This is a genomic window from Rhodococcus kronopolitis (assembly GCF_042654025.1).
GTDB lineage: Bacteria > Actinomycetota > Actinomycetes > Mycobacteriales > Mycobacteriaceae > Rhodococcus_G > Rhodococcus_G kronopolitis.
Window position 1 is genome coordinate 186,511 of record NZ_JBHSFO010000004.1, and the last position, 21,029, is coordinate 207,539.

Below are 21,029 nucleotides of genomic sequence, written 5' to 3' on the forward strand. Positions count from 1 at the left end.
CGTCGGGGGCTCGTCTCGTTTGTGATGCGGTCAGACCCGGGGGCCTAGCTGGATCCGAACAGACCTGCCAGCGATCCGCCCGCGGCGTTGCCGCCGCCCGGCGTCTCCTCGGCCGCGACGGTGACGACCTTGGTGACGGTGGTCGCGGTGCCGTTCACGACGGCCTCGGCAGTCAGGGTCTGGCTGCCGGCGGTGGGCGTCCACGCGCAGGTGGCCGTGCCGGCCGCGGAAACCGGTGCGGTGCAGATCGTCTCGGTGCCGTTCTTGACGGTCACCTCGGTGCCCGCGTCGGCGCCGGTGACCGTGACGGTTGCCCGGGTGCCTGCGGTGGGAGCGGCCGGGTCCACCGAGATGACCGCGGTGCCGACCGGGACCGCGTTGACGGTGACGGTGACCGGGCCGGAGGCCGGGCCGGCGCCGACGGCGTTGGTGGCGACCGCGGTGACGGTCAGGCTGCCTGCGGCGTCGGTGACGATGTCGCAGCTGAAGGCGCCCGCGGCGTCGGTGGTGGCGGTGCAGGTCTTCTCGCCCGCGGTGACCGTGACGGCGGAGTTGGCCTCGGCCTTGCCGGAGACGGTGACGGTGTCACCGGCGGTGACGGTGGCCGGGGTCGCGACGACGTCGGTCGGGGCGGCGGGTGCGGTCGGGGCCGCGGTGACCTCGACGGTGATCGGCGCGGAGGCCGGGCCGGCGCCGACGGCGTTGGTGGCGACCGCGGTGACGGTCAGGCTGCCTGCGGCGTCGGTGACGATGTCGCAGCTGAAGGCGCCCGCGGCGTCGGTGGTGGCGGTGCAGGTCTTCTCGCCCGCGGTGACCGTGACGGCGGAGTTGGCCTCGGCCTTGCCGGAGACGGTGACGGTGTCACCGGCGGTGACGGTGGCCGGGGTCGCGACGACGTCGGTCGGGGCGGCGGGTGCGGTCGGGGCGGCGGTGACGGTGCCGGTCTGCGGCGCCGAGGTGGACTCCGCGTGGGTGGCGTCGCCGAGGTACTTGGCGGTGATGGAGAAGGCCTGGCCGGCGTCGGCGGCGGACGGGGTCCACGCGTAGGTGGCGGTGCCGTCGGCGATGGTGCCGTTGCCCAGGACGGTGCCGTTGTTGGCGAACTCGACGTCGCCGGTGGCGCCGGCGGGGACGGTGGCCGTCAGGGTGGAGACGGCATCGGACTGCGGGGCCGGGGAGACGGCGACGTCGGTGGTCGAGGCGTGCTTGGTGACCTCGACGGTGGCCGGGGTGGAGACCGGGCCGGTGCCGACGGCGTTGGTGGCGACCGCGGTGACGGTCAGGGTGCCTGCGGCGTCGGTGACGATGTCGCAGTGGAAGGCGCCCGTGGCGTCGGCGGTGGTCTCGCAGGACTTGTCGCCCGCGGTGACCTTGACCGTGGAGTTGGCCTCGGCCTTGCCGGAGACGGTCACGGTGGCGCCGACGGTGACGGTGGCCGGGGTCGCGACCAGGTCGGTCGGGGCGGCGGGTGCGGTCGGGGCCGCGGTGACGGTGCCGGTCTGCGGCGTCGAGGTGGACTCCGCGTGGGTGGCGTCGCCGAGGTACTTGGCGGTGATCGAGAAGGGCTGGCCGGCGTCGGCGGCTGCGGGAGTCCACGCGTAGGTGGCGGTGCCGTTGGCGATGGTGCCGTTACCCAGGACGGTGCCGTTGTTGGCGAAATCGACCTTGCCGGTGGCGCCGACGGGGACGGTGGCCGTCAGGGTCGAGGCGCGATCGGACTGCGGGGCAGGGGAGACCGCGAGGTCGGTGGTCGAGGCAAGCTTCGCGACCTGGAACTTCGGGCCGACGTTGGCCGGCGAGGTGCCCGTGCTCTGGTTCGAGGAGATGTGGACACTCGAGAGGAGGTCAACGCCGGTCGCGCAGGTCGGGCTGATGTCGTACTGGACCTCGTAGCTCGGCGCCTCGCCCCAGGTGCCGGTCATGCGGACGGAGTCGGCCTGGGGATCGACGCCGGGGTTGTTGCCGTTGACCTTGGCAGTGCCGGGCACGTAGGTCAGGCACGGATCGTGGAGGTCCTTGATCGCACTGGAGATCACCACTTTCCAGCTGGTCTCCTGCAACTGGGCGCTCACCTTGATCCGGCTGCCGATCAGCGGATTGGTGCCGGTGCCGGTGGGGACGTTCTGGATCGTCCGGTTGATCGTCCATGAACCGGAGGTGGTCGTCTCCTGGACCGAGAAGGCGGATGCTGTCCCGGCACCGAAGGACGCGGCGAAGCCCGCGGCCATCGCTGCGGTGCTGGCGCCGGCCACCAGCCGGCGTACGTTCTTGTTCTTCAACTCGGCGAAACCTTCCTAGAGCAAATGCACCGGCCGCATAGTTGGACGATCGTCCCAATCTGGCCGCGATTCGTGTCACGCTACGGCATCTGCGGGTCGGTGATCAGGATTCGCCGGATATTTGCGCCGCGCCTGCGCGAGAGCCATCGAATGGCCAGCCGAGGCGGATGGGAACCCGGTGGGCGAGGGGCGATTTGCGTCCGCTCCGGGGGATGGTCGCCGAGCTGCGCCGGGTCCGTCGGCCGGTGCGGGGTGGTACGACGCAAGTCGCCGGCCCGCCTCGAAAGGCGTTCCGGCGACTTGCCTTTGGCCGACCTGCTGGGGTCAGTCCCGGGTTCAGGCCTCGGCGGTCACGCCGGCCGCGAGGATCTCACGGGCCGAGTCGCGGCCGTCGAGCACTCGGCTGGTGCGCACGGTGCACTTCCACTGGCCGTCGATCTTCTTCATTTCCCAGCGGTTCGCGGTAACCCGCAGCACGGTGAAGCCGGGGGCGTCCTGGTCCTTGATGATCAGCTGCGACTTGCAGGTGGCCACGGCGGTGTCGCCGTCGATCGTGACGTAGCCCGGCTCGAGGATGTGGCCGCAGCCGCCCATGATCCAGTTCTGGTGTGCCTGTGAGCGGACCATCGCGGCGATCTCGGCGTGCCCACGCATGATGCCGGTGTCGACGTCGTAGATGCCGTCCTCGGCCCACACCCGGGTGACGGCATCGACGGAACCGCTGTCGATGGCGGGGCCGTAGGAGGCCATCAGCTCGAGAATCGCCAGTCGGTCCTCGAGCTTGGTGATCCGGTCGGCCAGGTCCTGCAACGTCAGGTCGGGCATGGGGCGCTCCTTGTGAAAGTGGTCGGTGTCGGGGGTCAGGTGAAGTCGATGCCGAGCGGAACCGCCAGCGCCTTCAGCGCCTCGAGTTGGTCGACATAGTGCTCGACGCCGGTCGCGGCGACGGTGACGCTGGCGATGGTGGCGCCTGCGTCACGCAACCGTGAGAGCGAGGTGGCCGTGCGGTCCGCGTTGCCGGTGGGGTCGAGGGCTCGACCCGCGTTGAGCACCACTTCCATTCCCTCGGGCACCGGGGCCTTGGCGAGCATGTCGGCCAGGTCGCCGAGGGGCAGGCCGAAGGGCACCCAGCCGTCACCGAGGGTGATCGCGCGGCGCAGCGACCGCGGCGTGCGGCCGCCGATCCACAGCGGCACCCGGTCCTGAACGGCGTGCGGCTCGACCACGAAGTCCTCGAAGTCGTAGAACTCGCCGTGGTACTGCGGATTGGGGCTGCCCAGCGCGGCGCGCAACGCGCGCAGGGCGTCGTCGGCCCGTGCGCCCCGGCCCTCGAACTGTGCCCCGATCAGGTCGAACTCCTCGCGCAGGCTGCCGACTCCGAGGCCAAGGGTGACGCGGCCACCGCTGATCCGGTCGAGGGTGCCGTAGCGCTTGGCGATCTCGAGCGGGTGGTGGTAGCCGAGCACCAGCACCTGCGTGACCAGCCGGAGTCGGCTGGTGCGGGCGGCGAGGAATCCGAGGGTGGCGAGCGGATCCCAGTAGGTTCCGCCACGCTCGGCGGCGATCTCGACCGGTACCGCGATGTGCTCGCTACAGGTCATATGGTGGTAGCCGAGCCGGTCCGCGGCCTCGGCAATCCGGGCGACCTCGTCGATGCCGGCACCGACCTCCCAGTCTGCGCGGGTGGTTGGATGCTGGATCAGCACTGGGCTGACGATGCCGATCTGCATGGGTTACTCGCTCCGTGGATGGGGGTGGCGCAGTGCCACGGTTGATTGTTTCCTATCGCAGTATCGGCAGGTCCGGGCCTTGCCTCCCGGTGGGCGAGACGGGCAAGTCGTCTCCCGGGACTCCCAGTCAGTGGGAGTAGTTGCTACAATTCTAGAAATCATTTCAGTTTTGCAGATCGGGTGCTCTCGATCCGGACCGTGAGGAGACGCCATGACGGTGCTCACAGATGCCTCCGCACAGCGGGGCAACCGCGACGCTCCCCCGTCGATGGTCGAGCGGATGACGCTGATCCTGGACGCGTTCGACGGCAGGGCCGCACGGCTGACGCTCGAGGAGGTGGCCCTGCGGTCGGGTCTGCCCCGGTCGACCGTGCACCGCATCCTGGACTCCCTGGTCAAGCTGAACTGGGTCGAGCACGCGTCCTTCGGCTACCGGCTCGGGCGGCGCGCCCTCGGGGTCGGCGGGGACGGCGGGCACGCCGAGCTCCGCGAGGTCGCCGCGCCGCTGCTCCACGAGCTGCACATGCAGACCGGCATGGTGGTGCACCTGTCCGTGCTGGCCGGCAACGAGGTGGTCTACCTCGACAAGATCGGCGGCCGGCTGGCCGCCGCCATTCCGTCCCGGGTCGGTGGCCGCGTCCCCGCCCAGTCGTCCGCCTGCGGCAAGGCGATGCTCGCGTGGCTGGACCCGGAGCAGGTGGACACGCTCGTCGGCAACAACCTCGTCCGCATCACCGAACGCACCATCGCAGACCTCGGGATCCTGCACCTCGAGCTGAACCGGATCCGGCAGCGCCGTGGCCTGGCGTTCGAGCGCGAGGAGTCCGCTCGCGGCGTGGCCTGTGTCGCCAGCGCGGTGCGCGGACCCGAGGGGCCGGTCGCCGCGATCTCGCTGTGCGGAGGCTCCCGCAATGCGCAGCTCGAACGGGTCGCCCCGCTGGTGGTCGACGCCACCCGTGAGATCGCCCGGACGCTGTACCCGGAGCTCGGCAGCCCGCGTCGGGGAGCGCAGCCGGTGCCGGTGGTCGACACGGACAGCTGGTCACCGGAGGCTCGGGCGCGCCTGCTGTCCGTGCAGAGCGGTGGCTGGATCTGATCTGCCCCCACCCGCGTTCGGCAGGCTAGGCGCCGGAACCCAGCCCGAACTGGCCGCGGAAGAACACCATCGGTGCCGCGGCGTGGAGGTCCTCGAGCTCGAGGACCCGGCCGATCACCACATCGTGGTCGCCGGCCACGTGCACCGCATCGACCTCGGCGTGCACCCGCGCCAGCACCTGCGGCAGCGTCGGGGTCTCCCAGCGGGACAGGTCCCAGTCGAGGTCGTCGAACTTGCGGCCTCGGCTGGAGCCGAACCGTCCGCACATCTCGTCCTGCGCCTCCGCCAGGACGTTGACGGTGAAGCGTCCGGACCGGCGGATCCGGGGCCAGGCAGAGCCCCGGTGGTCTGCGCAGAACAGCACCATCGGCGGTTCCAGGGACACCGAGGCGAACGACTGGCACGCGAACCCGATGGGTCCGTCGTCGTCGAGGCCGGTCACCACGGTGACACCGCTGGCGAACTGGCCCATGACCCGCCGCATCTGAGCGGGGTCGGGGGCGGGGGCGTTCTGGGCGTCTACCTGTGCGTCTACGAGCATGCGTCGAGCGTAGGAAGGGCCGGTGCCGGCGTCGGCGCAGGTCCCGATGAGTGGAACCCGTCCGGCGCGCAGTGCGCCCGACCGGGGGCGCATTCGGATCTCGCTGATCGGGATGGCGGGGGACTAGAAGGGATGGTGCTGGCAGCGTGTGTTTCATGACGAGCGAACTCACCTACGAGGGCACCCTCCGAGAGGTCACGACCGACCGTGGCGTGCTGCGATACCACGAGGCCGGAGACGGTCCGCCGCTGCTGCTGCTGCACGGTTCCGGCCCGGGTGTCACGGGGTGGCGGAACTACCGCGGGGTCCTCGGTGACTTCGCGGAACACTTCCGCTGCCTGGTGCTCGAGTTCCCGGGGTTCGGCGTCAGCGACCCCGGTGACGGCAACCCGATGGTCATGGCACTGGCGTCGGTGGGCACTTTCCTCGACGCCATCGGCATCGAGGGGCCGGTGCACATGATCGGCAACTCGATGGGCGGGATCGTGGCGACCAACGTCGCCATCCACCAGCCCGAGCGGGTCGACAAGCTGGTCACCATCGGCGGAATCGGCAAGAACGTCTTCGCGCCGGGCCCCGGCGAGGGCATCAAGCTGCTGATGGAGTTCACCGACAACCCGACCCGCGACGGCCTGGTCCGGTGGCTGCAGTCGATGGTCTTCGACCCGGCGGTGGTCACCGAGCAGCTGATCGAGGAGCGTTGGGCGCTCGCCACGGAGCCCACCACGCTGGAGATCGCCGCACGCATGTACAGCTCGAAGGCCTTCGCGGCCAACTCCGCCGCGGCGAAGGCGGCCGGGACGACCCCGTACTGGGCCCAGCTGCACAAGGTCAAGGCGCCGACGCTGCTGACCTGGGGGCGCGACGACCGGGTCAGCCCCGTCGACATGGCGATGCTGCCGATGCGCGACATTCCGAAGGCGGAACTGCACGTGTTCCCCAACTGTGGCCACTGGACGATGATCGAGGCACGCGATGCCTGGGTGTCGGCCGTGCTGGCATTCCTCACTCGCAAGGACGGATAGACCACATGAGCAACTGGGACAACTTCGACCAGGTCGTCGACTTCCTCGTCGTCGGCAGCGGCGGCGGCGGCATGAGCGCCGCCATCGCGTCGGCGGACAGCGGCCTCGACACGCTGGTGATCGACAAGGGCAAGACCTTCGGCGGTTCGACCGCGATCTCCGGTGGCGGCATCTGGATCCCGAACGCTCCGACGCTGGTCCGCAAGGGCGCGCAGGACGACCCGGCGGTCATCCGCCGGTACCTCAAGAACCTCACCGCGGGCTCCGGTGTCAGTGACGCGCGGATCGACGCGTACATCGACGGCGGCCCGAAGCTGATGGAGCTGCTCGACACCAGCCCGCACATGAAGCTGTACTGGGTGAAGGGCTACTCCGACTACCACCCGGAGAACGACGGCGGCAGCGCCCTCGGACGCACCATCGAGTGCATGCCGTTCGACACCCGCAAGCTGAAGGACGACGAGAAGTTCCAGCGTCCGAACAGCATGAAGGGCCCGCTCGGCCTGTGGGTCACCTCGAAGGACTACCACGACCTGGCGATGGTCAAGCGGACGTGGGCCGGCCGTCGGGCCTCCATGGTCGCGGCCTGGCGGGTGGCGTCCAACGTCGTGCGTCGTCGGCACATGTCGACGGGCGGCCGGGCCCTGGTGGCCCGGATGCGCATGGTGCTCAAGGAGGCCGGCGTCCCGTTGTGGCTGCAGACCTCGATGACGGAGCTGGTGACCGACGCGCACGGCGTCGTGATCGGTGCGGTCGTCGAGCGCGAGGGCAAGACGGTCCGGATCGGCGCCCGGCGTGGCGTGCTGCTGGCCACCGGCGGCTTCGACCACAACCAGCAGATGCGTGATCAGTACCTGCCCGAGCACGGCCGCGCGAACATCAGCGCGGGTGCCCGGGAGAACGTCGGCGACGGCATCGTCGCGGGCCAGAAGCTCGGCGCCGCAGTCGATCTGATGGACGACGCCTGGTGGATGCCGTCGGTCTTCCATCCGATGGGTGCGGTGATCCCGCTGGTCTCCGAGCGGTGCATCCCGCCGTCGGTGATCGTCAACAGCCAGGGCGAGCGCTTCACCAACGAGTCCTCGCCGTACGTGAACTTCGTGCACGACCAGCTCGAGGGCGGCCACGTCCCGGCCTGGTTCATCATGGACACCAAGGCGAAGAACCGCTACCCGTTCGCGCAGGTCCTGCCGAACATGCCGTTCCCGCAGGGCTTCTACGACTCGGGTGTGGTGCACAAGGCCAACACCCTGGCCGAGCTGGCGGAGAAGGTCGGGATTCCCGCAGACAAGCTGGCGGCCACGATCGAGCGCTTCAACGGTTTCGCGCGCAGCGGCACGGACGAGGACTTCGGCCGGGGCGACAGCGCCTACGACCGCTACTACGGCGACCCGACCATGAAGAACCCCAACCTCGACGAGATCGTCAAGGGCCCGTTCTACGCGATTCGTTGCGAGGCAGGCGACCTGGGAACCAAGGGCGGCTTGGTCACCGACGAGAACAGCCGGGTCCTGCGGGCCGACGGCACCGCGATCGACGGTCTGTTCGCGACGGGCAACACCACGGCCTCGGTGATGGGCAACGAGTACGCCGGCGCCGGCGCCACCATCGGACCGTCGATGGTGTTCGGATACATCGCTGCGCAGTACGCCGCCGCGAATGCCCTCCCACTGAGCGAGAGCGCACCCGCGGCATCCAGCTGAGGCTGGGACGTTCGTCAGCAGTAGGCGGCTCGCCGCCAGATAACACACAAGAGAGCCGAGGAAGTCATGGGTCAGGTTCAGGAACGCATCGCGCAGTACGCAGACGAGATCCGCGCCGAGGGCGCCGAGGGCGACAAGCTCATGCGCCTGTCGGACACCTCCGCGAAGCGGCTGCGTGAGTCCGGCGCCATCCGGATGCTGCAGCCGAAGAAGTACGGCGGCCTCGAGGTGCACCCCCGCGAGTTCGCCGAGACCGTCATGTCCGTCGCCGCGATGGACGGCGCCACCGGCTGGGTCAACGGCATCGTCGGCGTCCACCCCTGGGAGATGGCGTTCTCCAGCGAGCAGCTGCAGGAAGACATCTGGGGCCAGGACAACGACACCTGGGTCGCCTCGCCGTACGCGCCGCTTGGCGTCGCGAAGCCGGTCGACGGGGGCTACATCCTCAACGGCCGCTGGCAGTTCTCCTCCGGCACCGACCACTGCCAGTGGGTCGTCCTGGGCGCAATGACCGGCGACGAGAACGGCAAGCCGCTGATGCCGCCGGTGCAGATGCACGTGTACCTGCCCCGCGAGGACTACGAGATCGTCGAGGACTCCTGGGACGTCATCGGCCTGCGCGGCACCGGCTCCAAGGACGTCATCGTCAAGGACGCCTTCATCCCGACGCACCGGACGATCCTGGCCAGCGAGGTGATGAACGGCAACGCCCAGCGCGAGTCCGGCCGCACCGAGACGCTCTACAAGATGCCGTTCTCGTGCATGTTCCCGCTCGGCATCACCTCCGCGGTGATCGGCATCGCCGAGGGCGCGCTGGCCTGCCACATCGAGGCGCAGAAGACTCGTGTCGCGATCACCGGCACCAAGATCAAGGACGACCCGTACGTCCTCTACGCAATCGGTGAGGCGGCCGCGGAGATCGCGGCCTCGCGCGCCGCGATCCTCGAGACCGTGGACCGGTTCTGGGACATGACCGAGAAGGGCACGGAGATCGACTTCGAGGCCCGGGCCATCGGTCGTCGGACCCAGACCGCGGCGGCGTGGCGTGCGGTGCGTGCCGTGGACGAGATCTTCGCCCGGTCCGGTGGCAACGCCGCGCACTACAAGCACCCGATGCAGCGCTTCTTCCGGGACGCGCACGTGGGCATCGCGCACGCGATCCACGTGCCCGGTTCGATCTTCCACTCCTCGGCGCTGGCCCAGCTCGGCGGCGAGCCGCAGGGCATCCACCGGTCGATGATCTAGTCCACCCCGACTCGCGAATAGATAGGTAGAGAACATGACTGAAATCCGGTCGCTCGGATACCTCCGGGTCCAGACCGCGGACGTCCCGCGTTGGCGCGAGCTGGTCGTCGACGGGCTCGGCATGGCCGTCGGGTCGGGTCCGGAGCCGGACGGGCTGTACCTGCGGGTCGACGAGCGTCGCTCACGGCTGCAGGTGCTGCCCGGCGACGTCGACCGGGTGCTGGCCGTGGGCTGGGAGGTCCGCGACGAGTTCGCCCTCGAGGCCGTGCGCCGGCAGGTCGAGAAGGCCGGCGTCGAGGTCACCGAGCTGTCGGAGGAGGAAGCCCTCTACCGGGACGCCGAGCGGGTCATCACCTTCCGCGACCCGTCCGGCACCCTGCTCGAGGTGTTCTTCGGGCCGGTGCTCGACCACAGCCCGGTGGTCACCCCGCACGGTGGCAACTTCGTCACCGGTGCGTCGGGTCTGGGCCACGTGGTGCTGCCGACGCCGGCGGCCACCGAGACCTACGCCTTCTACACCGAGGTGCTCGGGTTCCTGCCGCGCGGTGCGGTCCGCCTCGGCGGGCCGAACGCGCCGCTGCCTGCCCGGCGGGTGCGCTTCCTCGGCGTCAACCAGCGGCACCACAGCCTGGCGATCTGCCCGGCGCCGCCGACCGAGGCCCCCGGCATGGTGCACCTGATGATGGAGGTCGACACCCTCGACGCCGTCGGCCAGGCGCTCGACCGGGTCGGCAAGCTCGGATTCACGATCTCCTCGACCCTGGGTCGGCACACGAACGACAAGATGGTCTCGTTCTACGTGCGGGCACCGGGTGGCTGGGACCTCGAGTTCGGCACCGAGGGGATGCTGGTGGACGAGAGCCACTACACCGCGGAGGAGATCACCGCGGACAGCTACTGGGGCCACGACTGGTCCGCCAGCGAGCCGCTGGCGGCGTTCCAGCCGAAGTAGTCGATCGGCAGGCCCGATCGGCCGGATTCTCCACACCGGAAGAACGCGGCGGTCGCCCTCACCGGGCGGCCGCCGCGTTCTTCCGTTGCCGGGTTCGATGCGTCCGGGGTCTACTCTCGCGCCCCGCGGGCGCATATCGTGGAAGGCCGATCCCACTCTGCCGAGGAGTTGCGATGGCCGCCCAGCTCGAACCGGAACCGGTGCCCAGCTTCGAGGGGCTGCTGGCGACGTACGTCAACTGCACGCTGAAGCGGTCGCCGGAGCGAAGTCACACCCAGGGCCTGATCGACCGCAGCGTCGGACTGATGCGCGAGGCCGGGGTCGCGGTCGACGAGATTCGCGCGGTCGACCACGACATCGCGACCGGCGTCTATCCCGACATGACCGAGCACGGCTGGCCCAGCGACGAGTGGCCACGACTGTACGAACGGATCATCGCCTCGGACATTCTGGTGCTGGCCGGACCGATCTGGCTGGGGGACAACAGTTCCGTGATGAAGAGGGTGATCGAGCGGCTGTACGGGTGTTCCTCGATCCTCAACGAGAAGGGGCAGTACGCCTACTACGGCCGGGTCGGCGGCGCTCTGCTCACCGGCAACGAGGACGGCGTCAAGCACTGCGCGATGAACGTGCTCTACAGCCTTCAGCACCTGGGCTACGTGATCCCGCCGCAGGCCGACGCCGGTTGGATCGGGGAGGCCGGGCCCGGGCCGTCGTATCTCGACGAGGGCTCCGGTGGGCCCGAGAACGACTTCACCAACCGCAACACCACCTTCATGACCTACAACCTGATGCACCTGGCGGCGATGCTCCGCCGCGAGGGTGGTATTCCCGCGTACGGCAATCAGCGATCGATGTGGGACGCGGGTTGTCACCCGAGGTTCGCCAATCCCGACTACCGCTGACCCGGCGGTGGCCGCGCCCCGTCCCCGAGCGCGGCCACCGGTGGTGTCCTCGGTGTGGTCCCGGTCAGGCGGGGAGGCCGAGTGACCGCGCCAGCGTCGGCCAGGCCTTGGGCAACTGGTCCACCCAGTAGGCCCAGGCGTGGGTGCCCGTCGGCTCGAAGTCGAACGTCGCCGGAATCTGCAGTTCCTTCAGTTCGGACTGCAGTTTGCGGGTGCAGACGTCCGCCGCCGCCTCGATGGACCCGCCCACGACCACCCGTTCGGCGTAGTTGGCGATGTCGGGGGTCTCGTACCGGCCCGGCAGCCCCGAGGCCACCGAGACGTAGATGTCCTTGCCGCGCAGTGCTTCCGCGTTGCGCACCGAGTCGTGTTCGGCCCACTGCGGACCGCCGACCTTGCCCCAGAGGTTTGCCGGGTCGCCGCCCCGCGAGGACACCGTCGCCTGCACGCTGAGGCGTCCCACGTCGTTGGTCGTCGAGTAGCAGCCGCTGAACACCGCGATGCCGCGGTACATCTCGGGATACCGGTGGGCGAGCATCATTGCGCCCTGCGCACCCATGGACGCGCCCAGCAGCGACTTGACGCCGTTGGTCTTCAGTCGGGCGTCGAGTAGCGGCGGCAACTCCTTGGTGATGAAGGTTTCCCACTTGTGCAGGCCGACACTCGGGTCGATCCGGTCCCAGTCGGTGTACATGCCGGACACGCCGCCGTTGATCATCACGACGTTGACGTTCTTGTCCGCGAAGAACTGCGGGGCACCGCCGATGCTGACCCAACCGCTGGTGTCCTCGCTGGCGTCGACGCCCTCGAGCGCGTAGATCGACGGGCGCGGGACGGAGTTGTCCTTCGGCAGCAGGACCTCCACCCCGATGTCGCGGCGCATCGCAGGCGAGGCCACGGTGAATCGGACCAGCTGATCGGACTTCTCTTCCTCCCCGACGATCGCCGCGACGGTGATGTCGTCGCGGAGCGCGGGCAGCGGTGGGTGCTCGTTCTGGAGCGGACCGGGAATCGTAGACCCCGCGGTGACGCTGCCCCCGTCGGAACTGCCTCCCACGCTTCCGACCACGCTGCCGAGGCTGCCGCTCGCACTGCCGGCGCTCCCGGAGTCGTCCGCTGCCGCGGCGGGGCCGATCGGCAGTGCGACGAGCGAAGCGACCGAGATGCCGAGGACCGCTGTGCGCAGGGTGCGGCGTACCGAGCGTGTAGAGACCGAACCTGTCGTCACAGAACATCCCCTAGATGGTGCGATTCATTTTGGGGAGAACCTACCGCGGTAAGTGCCGCGCCCAGGGAAATTCAGACGATTTGGTCTGTTTGGTGGAGTCGCGGTCGCGACGCCCTGCCGTGCAGACGACCGTGGCCGCACCCCGGGATCAGGGGTGCGGCCACGATGTGTCCAGGCGTCGGATCCGGTGCCTGCTAGCGGCCCATCAGCTTGCGCATCGCCTCGGCCGCGCCCTTGACCTTCTTGTCGCGGGGGAAGCCGCTGCGCTTCTGCGCGGCCTCGTAGTTGCCGCCTGCGATCCAGATGGGGCCGTCGGTGAGGTGCTCGAGACCCTCGCGGGCCGCGTCCTCGGCCTCCTGGACGATCATGCCCGGGATGTCGAAGTTCAGTCCGGCGCGCACCATGGCGGGGGTGCGGGTGACGCCGAGGACCAGCTCGACGACGTGCACGCCGTGCGGCTCGAGCTCGAGCCACAGGCTCTCCGCGAACACCCGGCTGAACGCCTTCGACGCCGCGTAGATGCTCTGGTGCTCGGAGCCCATGTAGCCGGCCAGCGAACCGAGCAGCATGATGCCGCCACGGCCGCGGTCGCGCATCAGTCCACCGAAGTGGTGCGAGAGCTCGAGCTGCTTGATGATGTTCAGCTCGATCACGCCGCGGAAACCGTCGAGGTCGCCGGTGACGAACTCGTGTCCGTAGCTGTTCGCGCCTGCGTTGAAGATCAGCAGGCCGACCTCGACGTCGTCGGTGACCCGACGGATCTGGGCGAGTGCATCGGTGGCGAGCAGGTCCAGCGACAGGGTGCGAACCTCCACACCGTGCGTGCGGACCTTCTCCGCGGTCTCCTCGAGCGGGCCGGGCTTGCGCGCGATCAGGACGAGGTTGAAGCCCGCCTGGGCCAGCTCGTCCGCGAACGCCGCACCGACGCCCTCGGAGCCGCCGGCGATGACGGCCCACGGGCCGTACTGGTTGATGTCGATCATGAACGGATCCTCTCGGAAAACAGCGTGGTCAGGGTGCGATCTGGGGCTCGGGGACGGGATCCTCGTTGGTGATCGAGATCCGGCCCTCGACCGCGGCGCGCTGGATGGTGGCGTTGAGCGCCTCGCAGCGCATCACGGGAGCGCCGGGACGTCCCTCGCGACCGGACCAGTTGTGGATCTCCTCGCAGGTCTCCTGCGCGGCAGCGTTCCACTGGATCGCGGTGTGCTCCCAGCTGTGCTTCTGGACCTGCACGCAGGCCCCGCACCGCTCACACGCCAGCGGCTGCATTCTCCCGTGCCTTCTGCTCGAGGTTCGCGTCGACCTGCTTGCGCCAGGACGCGACGGCCTTGGAGGTGTCCATCTCGTGCTCGAAGCGCTCGGTCATCTCCGGCTGCACGTCCGCGCGGTCCACGTAGAACTGCTCGTACCAGCGGCGCAGCTGGTAGACCGGACCGTCCTCCTCGCACAGCAGCGGGTTCTCGATCCGGGTCTTGTTCTTCCAGATCGCGATGTCCTGCTCGAAGCCCTTGGCGATGAAGGTGCCGAAGTTCTTGGCCATCTCCGTGGCGGCCTCGCCCTGGAACCGGTCCGACTTCTTCACGATGATGCCGTACATCAGCACGAACTTGTCGGGGCCGACCGGGTAGTGGCAGTTGAGGAGGACGGACTCGACGTCGTAGTCCTCGTACTTGTAGGTCAGGTCGTCGATCATGAAGGACGGCCCGAAGTACGACGCGTCGGAGCGGCTGCCGACCATCTTCGGCGTGCCGGAGGCGTGCGGTCGCATGTCCTCACGCGCCTGGCCGTGCATGAACTGGCTGGCGACCTGGCCCTCGAAGACGTTCTTGAAGAACGTGGGGAACGAGTAGTGCACGTAGAAGAAGTGCGCCATGTCGACGATGTTGTCGACGATCTCGCGGCAGTTGGTGTCGACCTCGGTGGTGTACCAGACCCAGTCGGACCACTCGTCGGACAGCGCGCCCTCGATCCTCGGGATGTACATGTCGGCCTCGGTCGGCGCCTTGCCCTCGGGGTCGTTCCAGACGAAGAGCATGCCGTCCTGGTCGAGGGTGGTCCAGGCGCGGGTCTTGGCGATCGGCGGCACCCGGCGGGCGTAGGGGATGCCGGTGCACTTGCCGTTGCCGCCCCAGCGCCAGTCGTGGAACGGGCACGCGATGGAGTCGCCCTTGACCTCGCCCTGGGACAGGTCGCCACCCATGTGACGGCAGTAGGCGTCGAGGATCTTGATCTCGCCCTCGCTGGTGGCGAAGACGACCAGCTTGGTGCCGAAGGCCTCTACCGAATGCGGCTTGCCGTCGCGGTAGTCCGCGGACAGGCCCAGGCAGTGCCAGCCTCGCGCGAACCTGGTGGGCGCCGTTCCGGACTCGATAACGCGAACTTCATCGTCTGCGGACTGCGTGCTGGTCACGGTTGTTCCATCCCTTCGAGCGATGCCGCCTGGGCTGCGGCGAAAGACCATTGGCGATCGTTGTTTGCGACGCTAGTGAGGGGTGAAGTGGGTGTTTCCTCCAATCTCACTGGCCGGGACGATTCCGACATGACGCGCCGGTCGCGTCGGCGCTCGCCGCCGATAAGATCTATCGAATGACCAACGAGGTTCTCGGGGCCGTGCGCGAACTCCTCCCCGCCATCGCCGCCGGCGCGCTGGCGACCGAGGATGCGCGGCGGATTTCCGAGACGACCATCGGCGCGCTCACCGACGCCGGGGTGTTCCGGATGTTGCAGCCCGCGCGGTACGGCGGCGCCGAGACCAACCCCGTCCACTTCTACGAGGTCGTGCGGGCCATCTCGGGGGCCTGCGGGTCCACCGGCTGGGTCGCCTCGGTGCTCGGCGTGCACCCGTGGCATCTCGGGCTCTTCGACGATTGCGCGCAGGCCGAGGTCTGGGGCGAGGACCCGGACACCCTGATCTGTTCGTCGTACGCGCCGATCGGCCGGATGACGCCGGTTCCCGGTGGGTACGAGGTCTCGGGCGTGTGGCGGTTCTCCTCCGGCGTCGACCATGCCGACTGGGCGCTGCTCGGTGGGATGCTGGTCGGGGATCAGGGCGAGCCGATGGACTTCACCACGATTCTCGTGCCGCGCAACGACTACGAGATCCGCGAGATCTGGGACGCGGTCGGCCTGCGGGGCACCGGCAGCAACGAGATCACCGTCGTGCGGGCCTTCGTGCCGGAGTACCGGGTGATGCGGAACTACCAGATCTCGCAGCTGCGTGGCCCGGGCCAGGAGGTCAACACCGGCCCGCTCTACAAGATCCCGTTCGCGACGGTGTTCACGACGGCGATCGCCGCGCCGGTGATCGGTGTGGTGGCCGGTTGCTACGAGACCTACCTGGCGACCATGCGCGACCGGGTGCGGCTGAGCCTTGGCGGCGGCCGGTTCGTCGAGGACCGGTTCGCGCAGGTGACCGTCGCCCGGGCGGCCTCCGAGATCGACGCCTCGATCCTGCAGATGGACCGCAACGTGACGGCCCTGTACGAGGCCGCGTCCGCTGGTCAGGAGATCACGATGCTGCTGCGGCTGCGCTCCCGGCGAGACCAGGTGCTCGGTACCGAGCGTGCCCTCGACGCCATCGAGAAGCTGTTCAAGACCGCGGGTGGGCAGTCCTTGGACCGCGGCAACCCGATCGAGCGGGCCTGGCGCGACGCCCACGCCGGTGGGGTACACGTCGCCAACGACACCGAACGCGGACTGCAGCTCTACGGCCGCGGCGCGTTCGGTCTCCCGGTCGAGGACAACATGGTCTAGGACGGCTGCTCCTTCGACGTGGCCGCGGTGCCGCCGAACCGGCGCGCGAGGTTCTCCGATGTCGTCGCGCCCGGGCTCCACTGTGCGATCCACGGGCCGGTGCCCTCGCTCTGGTCCAGCACCCCGGACTCGAGCCAGGCGTAGCGCCGCCCCAGGGCCGATTCCGCGATCGTCTGGTCGACCGCGTCGGTGTTGTCCCACAGCGCCGCGAACAGCCGGTCCACCCGCAGCCGGGACTGCAGGCAGAACGCGTCGGCCAGCTCGGGGGCGGCGGTGCCGGTGTCGCCCGGCTCGTGTCGCTGCAGCTCGGCGCGCACGCATGTCGCGGACATCGCAAACAGCTCGGCGCCGATGTCGACCACCCGGCCGAGGAACGCCTGGTGCTTCTCCATCCCGGCCTGCCAGCGTGCCATCCCGTAGAACGTGGACCGGGCCAGCTTGCGCGCGCTGCGTTCGACGAACCGCAGGTGCGTCGCGAGCAGGCCGAACTCGCCGTACGAGTTGGGCAGCTGCCCCTTGCCTGCGACCAGGTGCGGCAGCCACTTCGCGTAGAAGCCGCTGGCGCCGAGCGCCGCCCGCGCCTTGTGCTGCAGGTCCGCCTTGGCGTCCGCGAGGTCCCCGGCCGCGGCCAGGTGCGCGTCTACGGCCTCCCGCGCGACGAGCAGCCGCATGATCTCGCTCGAGCCCTCGAAGATCCGGTTGATCCGCAGGTCCCGCAGCTGTTGCTCGGCGGGTACCGCCCGCTCGCCGCGGGCGGCCAGCGACGCCGCCGTCTCGTACCCGCGGCCGCCGCGGATCTGGACGAGTTCGTCGGCGATCAGGCAGGCCATCTCGCTGGCCCACAGCTTGGCCAGCGCGGCCTCGATCCGGATGTCGTTGCGCCCCTCGTCCGCCATCTGACCCGACAGTTCGAGCACCGACTCCAGCGCGTAGGTGGTGGCCGCGATGAACGAGATCTTGGCGGCCACGGCGCCGTGCCTGCCGACCGGGCGGCCCCACTGCACCCGCTCGGCGGACCATTCCCTGGCGATCTTCAGCGACCACTTCCCGGCCGCGGTGCACATGGCCGGAATCGCGAGCCGGCCCGCGTTGAGCGTGGTCAACGCGATCTTGAGGCCGTCGCCCTCGCGGCCGATCAGGCTCGTGCGCGGCACCCGCACCCGGTGCATCCGGGTGACGCCGTTCTCGATGCCGCGCAGGCCCATGAAGGTGTTGCGCCGTTCGACGGTGATGCCCGGCGCGTCCGCCTCGACGACGAAGGCGGAGATACCCCCGGGGTGCGCATTGCCCGGCTCGCCGGGGCGCCCCTCGCTGCGGGGCACCCGGGCCATCACCACCAGGAGCTCGGCGACCACACCGTTGGTGGTCCAGAGCTTGACGCCGTCGAGCAGGTAGCCGTCGCCGTCGGCGGTCGGCGTGGCGGTCGACGCCATCCGCGCGGGGTCCGACCCGACGTCCGGTTCGGTCAGCAGGAAGGCCGAGATCGCGCCCTTCGCGCAGCGCGGCAGGAACTCGCGCTTCTGGGCCTCGGTGCCGGCCAGCTTCAACGGTTCCGGCACGCCGATGGACTGGTGTGCGGACAGCAACGCCCCGATGCTCGGATGCACCGACGAGACCAGCATCAGCACCCGGTTGTAGGCCACCTGGGACAGGCCGAGCCCGCCGTACTCCTCGGGCACCTTGAGCCCGAAACAGCCGAGTTCGGCGAGGCCGCGGACGTACTCGTCCGGGATGACCGAGTCCCGTTCGATCACCGAACCGTCAAGGCCTGCGCAGTATTCGGCGAGCTCCGCGAGAAACCGTCCGGTGCGCGCGTCGGCATCGGGGGCCGGCCGGGGGAATGGGTGCACCAGGTCCAGCCGGAACCTGCCGAGAAACAATTCCTTGGCGAAGGAGGGTTTGTCCCAGCCGCTCTCCCGGGCTTCCTCTGCGACGGCGCGCGCCTGTTCCTCGGTGACCTGGGCCGGTGCAACCATGATTCGCCTCCTCGACGGGCGATCGGAGAACCTACTGGCGAGTATTCCCCTCTCGTCAGGTCACCGACAACCCCTGGGCTGCCTACAGTGGTAGGTGGATTGCCCGCCCAGGAGGTCGCCATGGCGTACTACCGGCAGCTCGGCAGCGTCCCGCCGAAGCGGCACACCGCGCACCGCGACCCGGCCGGCCGGCTCTACCGCGAGGAGCTGATGGGCGAGGAGGGCTTCGCCTCCGACTCCTCGCTGCTGTACCACCGCGGTGTCCCGTCGGCGATCGTCGACGCCACGGTGTGGGAGCCCCCGGACCAGACGACGACGCCGAACCATCCGTTGACGCCGCGGCACCTGGCCCTGCACGAACTGTTCCCCGAGTCGGCGTGGGCGGAGACCGACGTGGTGACGGGCCGCCGGCTGCTGCTGGGCAACGGGGACGTCCGGATCTCGTACGCGGTGGCCGCGGCCCACTCGCCGCTCTACCGCAACGCGCTCGGCGACGAGGTGGTCTACGTCGAGTCCGGGGCAGGCCGCGTGGAGACGGTCTTCGGCGCGCTCGAGGTCCGCTGCGGCGACTACGTGCTGCTGCCCATGTCGACCACGCACCGATGGTTGCCACGGGGTCCGGAGCCGTTGCGCGCGTATGTCATCGAGGGGAACGGCCATCTCGCCCCGCCGCACCGCTACCTGTCCAGGTTCGGCCAGTTTCTCGAGCACGCGCCCTACTGCGAGCGGGACCTGCACGGCCCCGTCGCGACGCTCACCGAGGACGGCTCGGACGTGCCGGTGCTGGTCAAGCACCGCGCCGCCGACGCCGTGGTCGGCACCCGAATGGTCTACGCGGAGCATCCCTTCGACGTCGTCGGCTGGGACGGCTGCCTGTACCCGCTCACCCTCAACGTCGCCGACTACGAGCCGATCACCGGTCGCGTGCACCAACCGCCGCCCGCCCACCAGGTGTTCGAGGGCACGAACTTCGTCGTCTGCAACTTCGTGCCCCGCAAGGTGGACTACCACCCGCTCTCGATCCCGGTGCCGTATTACCACTCGAACGTGGACTCCGACGAGGTGATGTTCTACTGCGGCGGGGACTACGAGGCGCGCCGGGGATCCGGGATCGGGCCGGGCTCGGTCTCGGTGCACCCGGGTGGCTACGCGCACGGACCCCAACCGGATGCGTACGAGCGCAGCATCGGCGTCGAGTTCTTCGACGAACTCGCCGTCATGGTCGACACCTTCCGGCCGCTCGGGCTCGGCGAGGGCGCGCTGGCCTGCGAGGACCGCGGCTACCCGTGGACGTGGGCCGGGCGGGGCCCGACGCGGTGACGGTGCTCGAGGTTCCCGGCGACTCGCCGTTCGGGACGTCGAACCTGCCGTACGGGGTCTTCTCGACCGCCGACGCCGGGCCGCGGGTCGGGGTTCGACTGGGGGAGTGGGTGATCGACCTGTCCCGGGCTCTGGGCGAGGAGTGCTTCGCCCACCCGAGCCTCAACGCGTTCCTGGCGCAGGGGCGGGCCCGCTGGGCCGAGGTCCGCGGCAGGCTCGCGGAGCTGGTGACGGGCGAGGTGCCGGACGACGCGGTCGTCGGGTTGGGCGCGGCGAGGATGCACCTGCCGTTCGAGGTGGCCGACTACGTCGACTTCTACGCCTCGCAGTCGCACGCCACCAACCTCGGTCGGCTGCTGCGGCCGGATTCCGTTCCCCTGCTGCCGAATTGGAAACATCTTCCGGTTGGCTACCACGGCCGATCCGGCACGGTGGTGGTCTCGGGCACCGGCGTGGTGCGGCCGTGCGGACAGCTGGGGCCCACGGGCGGTCCGGGTCCCGACTTCGGGCCGTCCCGGCGCCTGGACATCGAGGCCGAGGTGGGGTTCGTGGTCGGCGTCGGCTCCGAGCCTGGCAGCCGGATCACGCCCGCCGAGTTCGCCGACCACGTCTTCGGCGTCGTGCTCGTCAACGACTGGTCCGCGCGCGACCTCCAGTCCTGGGAGGGCGCGCCGCTGGGGCCGTTCCTCGGCAAGTCCTTCGCCACCTCGATCTCGCCCTGGGTGGTGCCGCTGGCGGCGCTCGAGGCGGCTCGAATCGACACTCCGGCACAGGTTCCCGAGCCGCTGCCGTACCTGCGTGGCGGTGGCAGGTGGGGTCTGGACATCGAGCTGTCCGTGGCGTGGAACGGTGACGTCGTCTCCCGCCCACCGTTCCGCGAGATGTACTGGTCGCCCGCACAGATGCTGGCGCACCTGACCGTCAACGGCGCCCGCACGCGCACCGGCGACCTGTTCGCCTCCGGCACCGTGTCCGGACCGACCCGGGACCAGTATGGCTCGTTCATGGAATTGAGCTGGGGCGGAAGCGAACCCGTGACCGTCGGCGGTCGGCCCCGCACGTTCCTCGAGGACGGCGACGAGGTGGTGATCTCCGCGACCGCGCCGGGCGGCGATGGCCGCCGGATCGGCCTCGGTGAGGTGCGCGGACGGGTGGCGGCGGCGAGGTGAGGGGCCGCATGGTGACGGGCTCGGTCCGGGGCGGAAGTGATATCGGCCCCGCCCGTCCTCTGAGGGAGAGGTCGGGCGGGGCCGGGTCCGGTGGCGGCCGGTCG

General features: G+C 69.7%; 18 protein-coding genes. 9 read left to right on the plus strand and 9 right to left on the minus strand.

The window, feature by feature from the left end:
* Positions 1–44: 44 nt before the first annotated feature.
* The 3 genes from ACFO6S_RS09775 to ACFO6S_RS09785 form a co-directional block, all read right to left on the minus strand.
* Positions 45–2,279, minus strand: coding sequence for an Ig-like domain repeat protein (locus ACFO6S_RS09775; protein WP_378416422.1), 2,235 nt, complete (start codon positions 2,277–2,279; stop codon positions 45–47).
* Between the two features lie 336 nt (positions 2,280–2,615).
* Positions 2,616–3,104 carry a nuclear transport factor 2 family protein gene (locus ACFO6S_RS09780; protein WP_378416424.1) on the minus strand — a complete coding sequence of 163 codons (489 nt, stop codon included), beginning with the start codon at positions 3,102–3,104 and terminating at the stop codon, positions 2,616–2,618.
* Between the two features lie 35 nt (positions 3,105–3,139).
* Positions 3,140–4,009 (minus strand): LLM class F420-dependent oxidoreductase, encoded by an 870-nt coding sequence (locus ACFO6S_RS09785; RefSeq protein ID WP_378416425.1) that lies wholly within the window; start codon positions 4,007–4,009, stop codon positions 3,140–3,142.
* 211 nt (positions 4,010–4,220) lie between these two features.
* Here ACFO6S_RS09785 and ACFO6S_RS09790 point away from each other — a divergent pair, with 211 nt between their 5' ends.
* On the plus strand, positions 4,221–5,105 hold the full coding sequence (locus tag ACFO6S_RS09790) for an IclR family transcriptional regulator (protein WP_378416427.1): 885 nt from the start codon (positions 4,221–4,223) through the stop codon (positions 5,103–5,105).
* A gap of 25 nt (positions 5,106–5,130) precedes the next feature.
* Here ACFO6S_RS09790 and ACFO6S_RS09795 read toward each other — a convergent pair whose 3' ends face one another.
* A complete protein-coding gene (locus ACFO6S_RS09795; protein ID WP_378416429.1) occupies positions 5,131–5,646 on the minus strand; it encodes a flavin reductase family protein in 516 nt (171 codons plus the stop codon).
* A gap of 155 nt (positions 5,647–5,801) precedes the next feature.
* On the opposite strand from ACFO6S_RS09795, the gene ACFO6S_RS09800 reads away from it, so the two are divergent.
* From ACFO6S_RS09800 to ACFO6S_RS09820, 5 genes are all read left to right on the plus strand, one after another.
* The gene (locus tag ACFO6S_RS09800; protein WP_378416431.1) at positions 5,802–6,671 is read left to right on the plus strand and encodes an alpha/beta fold hydrolase; all 870 of its coding nucleotides are present in this window, start codon (positions 5,802–5,804) and stop codon (positions 6,669–6,671) included.
* A gap of 5 nt (positions 6,672–6,676) precedes the next feature.
* Complete coding sequence (locus ACFO6S_RS09805; protein ID WP_378416433.1) at positions 6,677–8,374, plus strand: FAD-binding protein; 1,698 nt, start codon at positions 6,677–6,679, stop codon at positions 8,372–8,374.
* 66 nt (positions 8,375–8,440) lie between these two features.
* Entirely contained in the window at positions 8,441–9,619 is a 1,179-nt protein-coding gene (locus ACFO6S_RS09810) for an acyl-CoA dehydrogenase family protein (protein WP_378416435.1), read from the plus strand.
* Positions 9,620–9,653: 34 nt separating this feature from the next.
* Complete coding sequence (locus tag ACFO6S_RS09815; protein ID WP_378416437.1) at positions 9,654–10,571, plus strand: VOC family protein; 918 nt, start codon at positions 9,654–9,656, stop codon at positions 10,569–10,571.
* A 173-nt stretch (positions 10,572–10,744) separates the two neighbouring features.
* Positions 10,745–11,476 carry a flavodoxin family protein gene (locus ACFO6S_RS09820; RefSeq protein WP_378416439.1) on the plus strand — a complete coding sequence of 244 codons (732 nt, stop codon included), beginning with the start codon at positions 10,745–10,747 and terminating at the stop codon, positions 11,474–11,476.
* A 64-nt stretch (positions 11,477–11,540) separates the two neighbouring features.
* Here ACFO6S_RS09820 and ACFO6S_RS09825 read toward each other — a convergent pair whose 3' ends face one another.
* The 4 genes from ACFO6S_RS09825 to ACFO6S_RS09840 form a co-directional block, all read right to left on the minus strand.
* Entirely contained in the window at positions 11,541–12,704 is a 1,164-nt protein-coding gene (locus tag ACFO6S_RS09825) for an alpha/beta hydrolase (protein WP_378416441.1), read from the minus strand.
* Positions 12,705–12,898: 194 nt separating this feature from the next.
* Positions 12,899–13,687, minus strand: a complete 789-nt coding sequence (locus tag ACFO6S_RS09830; protein WP_378416442.1) for an SDR family NAD(P)-dependent oxidoreductase — start codon at positions 13,685–13,687, stop codon at positions 12,899–12,901.
* Positions 13,688–13,715: 28 nt separating this feature from the next.
* Positions 13,716–13,940, minus strand: a complete 225-nt coding sequence (locus ACFO6S_RS09835; RefSeq protein WP_378416444.1) for a hypothetical protein — start codon at positions 13,938–13,940, stop codon at positions 13,716–13,718.
* Between the two features lie 16 nt (positions 13,941–13,956).
* A complete protein-coding gene (locus ACFO6S_RS09840; RefSeq protein WP_378416446.1) occupies positions 13,957–15,117 on the minus strand; it encodes a Rieske 2Fe-2S domain-containing protein in 1,161 nt (386 codons plus the stop codon).
* A gap of 176 nt (positions 15,118–15,293) precedes the next feature.
* Here ACFO6S_RS09840 and hsaA point away from each other — a divergent pair, with 176 nt between their 5' ends.
* Positions 15,294–16,460, plus strand: coding sequence for a 3-hydroxy-9,10-secoandrosta-1,3,5(10)-triene-9,17-dione monooxygenase oxygenase subunit (gene hsaA, locus ACFO6S_RS09845; protein WP_378416448.1), 1,167 nt, complete (start codon positions 15,294–15,296; stop codon positions 16,458–16,460).
* Here the strand turns inward: hsaA and ACFO6S_RS09850 are convergent.
* A complete protein-coding gene (locus tag ACFO6S_RS09850) occupies positions 16,457–18,436 on the minus strand; it encodes an acyl-CoA dehydrogenase family protein (RefSeq protein ID WP_378416450.1) in 1,980 nt (659 codons plus the stop codon). The genes hsaA and ACFO6S_RS09850 overlap by 4 nt on opposite strands.
* Before the next feature lie 120 nt (positions 18,437–18,556).
* Between ACFO6S_RS09850 and ACFO6S_RS09855 the strand changes: the two genes are divergently transcribed.
* A complete protein-coding gene (locus tag ACFO6S_RS09855) occupies positions 18,557–19,756 on the plus strand; it encodes a homogentisate 1,2-dioxygenase (protein ID WP_378416451.1) in 1,200 nt (399 codons plus the stop codon).
* Positions 19,753–20,925, plus strand: a complete 1,173-nt coding sequence (gene fahA / locus ACFO6S_RS09860) for a fumarylacetoacetase (protein WP_378416915.1) — start codon at positions 19,753–19,755, stop codon at positions 20,923–20,925. Before ACFO6S_RS09855 ends, fahA begins: the two co-directional genes overlap by 4 nt.
* Positions 20,926–21,029 lie beyond the last annotated feature (104 nt).

Coding starts and splice junctions, on each gene's coding strand:
- ACFO6S_RS09790 (WP_378416427.1), top strand. CDS start 4,221: ATGACGGTGCTCACAGATGCCTCCGCACAGCGGGGCAACCGCGACGCT.
- hsaA (WP_378416448.1), top strand. CDS start 15,294: ATGACCAACGAGGTTCTCGGGGCCGTGCGCGAACTCCTCCCCGCCATC.
- ACFO6S_RS09850 (WP_378416450.1), bottom strand. CDS start 18,436: ATGGTTGCACCGGCCCAGGTCACCGAGGAACAGGCGCGCGCCGTCGCA.
- ACFO6S_RS09780 (WP_378416424.1), bottom strand. CDS start 3,104: ATGCCCGACCTGACGTTGCAGGACCTGGCCGACCGGATCACCAAGCTC.
- ACFO6S_RS09820 (WP_378416439.1), top strand. CDS start 10,745: ATGGCCGCCCAGCTCGAACCGGAACCGGTGCCCAGCTTCGAGGGGCTG.
- ACFO6S_RS09795 (WP_378416429.1), bottom strand. CDS start 5,646: ATGCTCGTAGACGCACAGGTAGACGCCCAGAACGCCCCCGCCCCCGAC.
- ACFO6S_RS09855 (WP_378416451.1), top strand. CDS start 18,557: ATGGCGTACTACCGGCAGCTCGGCAGCGTCCCGCCGAAGCGGCACACC.
- ACFO6S_RS09830 (WP_378416442.1), bottom strand. CDS start 13,687: ATGATCGACATCAACCAGTACGGCCCGTGGGCCGTCATCGCCGGCGGC.
- ACFO6S_RS09810 (WP_378416435.1), top strand. CDS start 8,441: ATGGGTCAGGTTCAGGAACGCATCGCGCAGTACGCAGACGAGATCCGC.
- ACFO6S_RS09815 (WP_378416437.1), top strand. CDS start 9,654: ATGACTGAAATCCGGTCGCTCGGATACCTCCGGGTCCAGACCGCGGAC.
- ACFO6S_RS09805 (WP_378416433.1), top strand. CDS start 6,677: ATGAGCAACTGGGACAACTTCGACCAGGTCGTCGACTTCCTCGTCGTC.
- ACFO6S_RS09800 (WP_378416431.1), top strand. CDS start 5,802: ATGACGAGCGAACTCACCTACGAGGGCACCCTCCGAGAGGTCACGACC.
- ACFO6S_RS09785 (WP_378416425.1), bottom strand. CDS start 4,009: ATGCAGATCGGCATCGTCAGCCCAGTGCTGATCCAGCATCCAACCACC.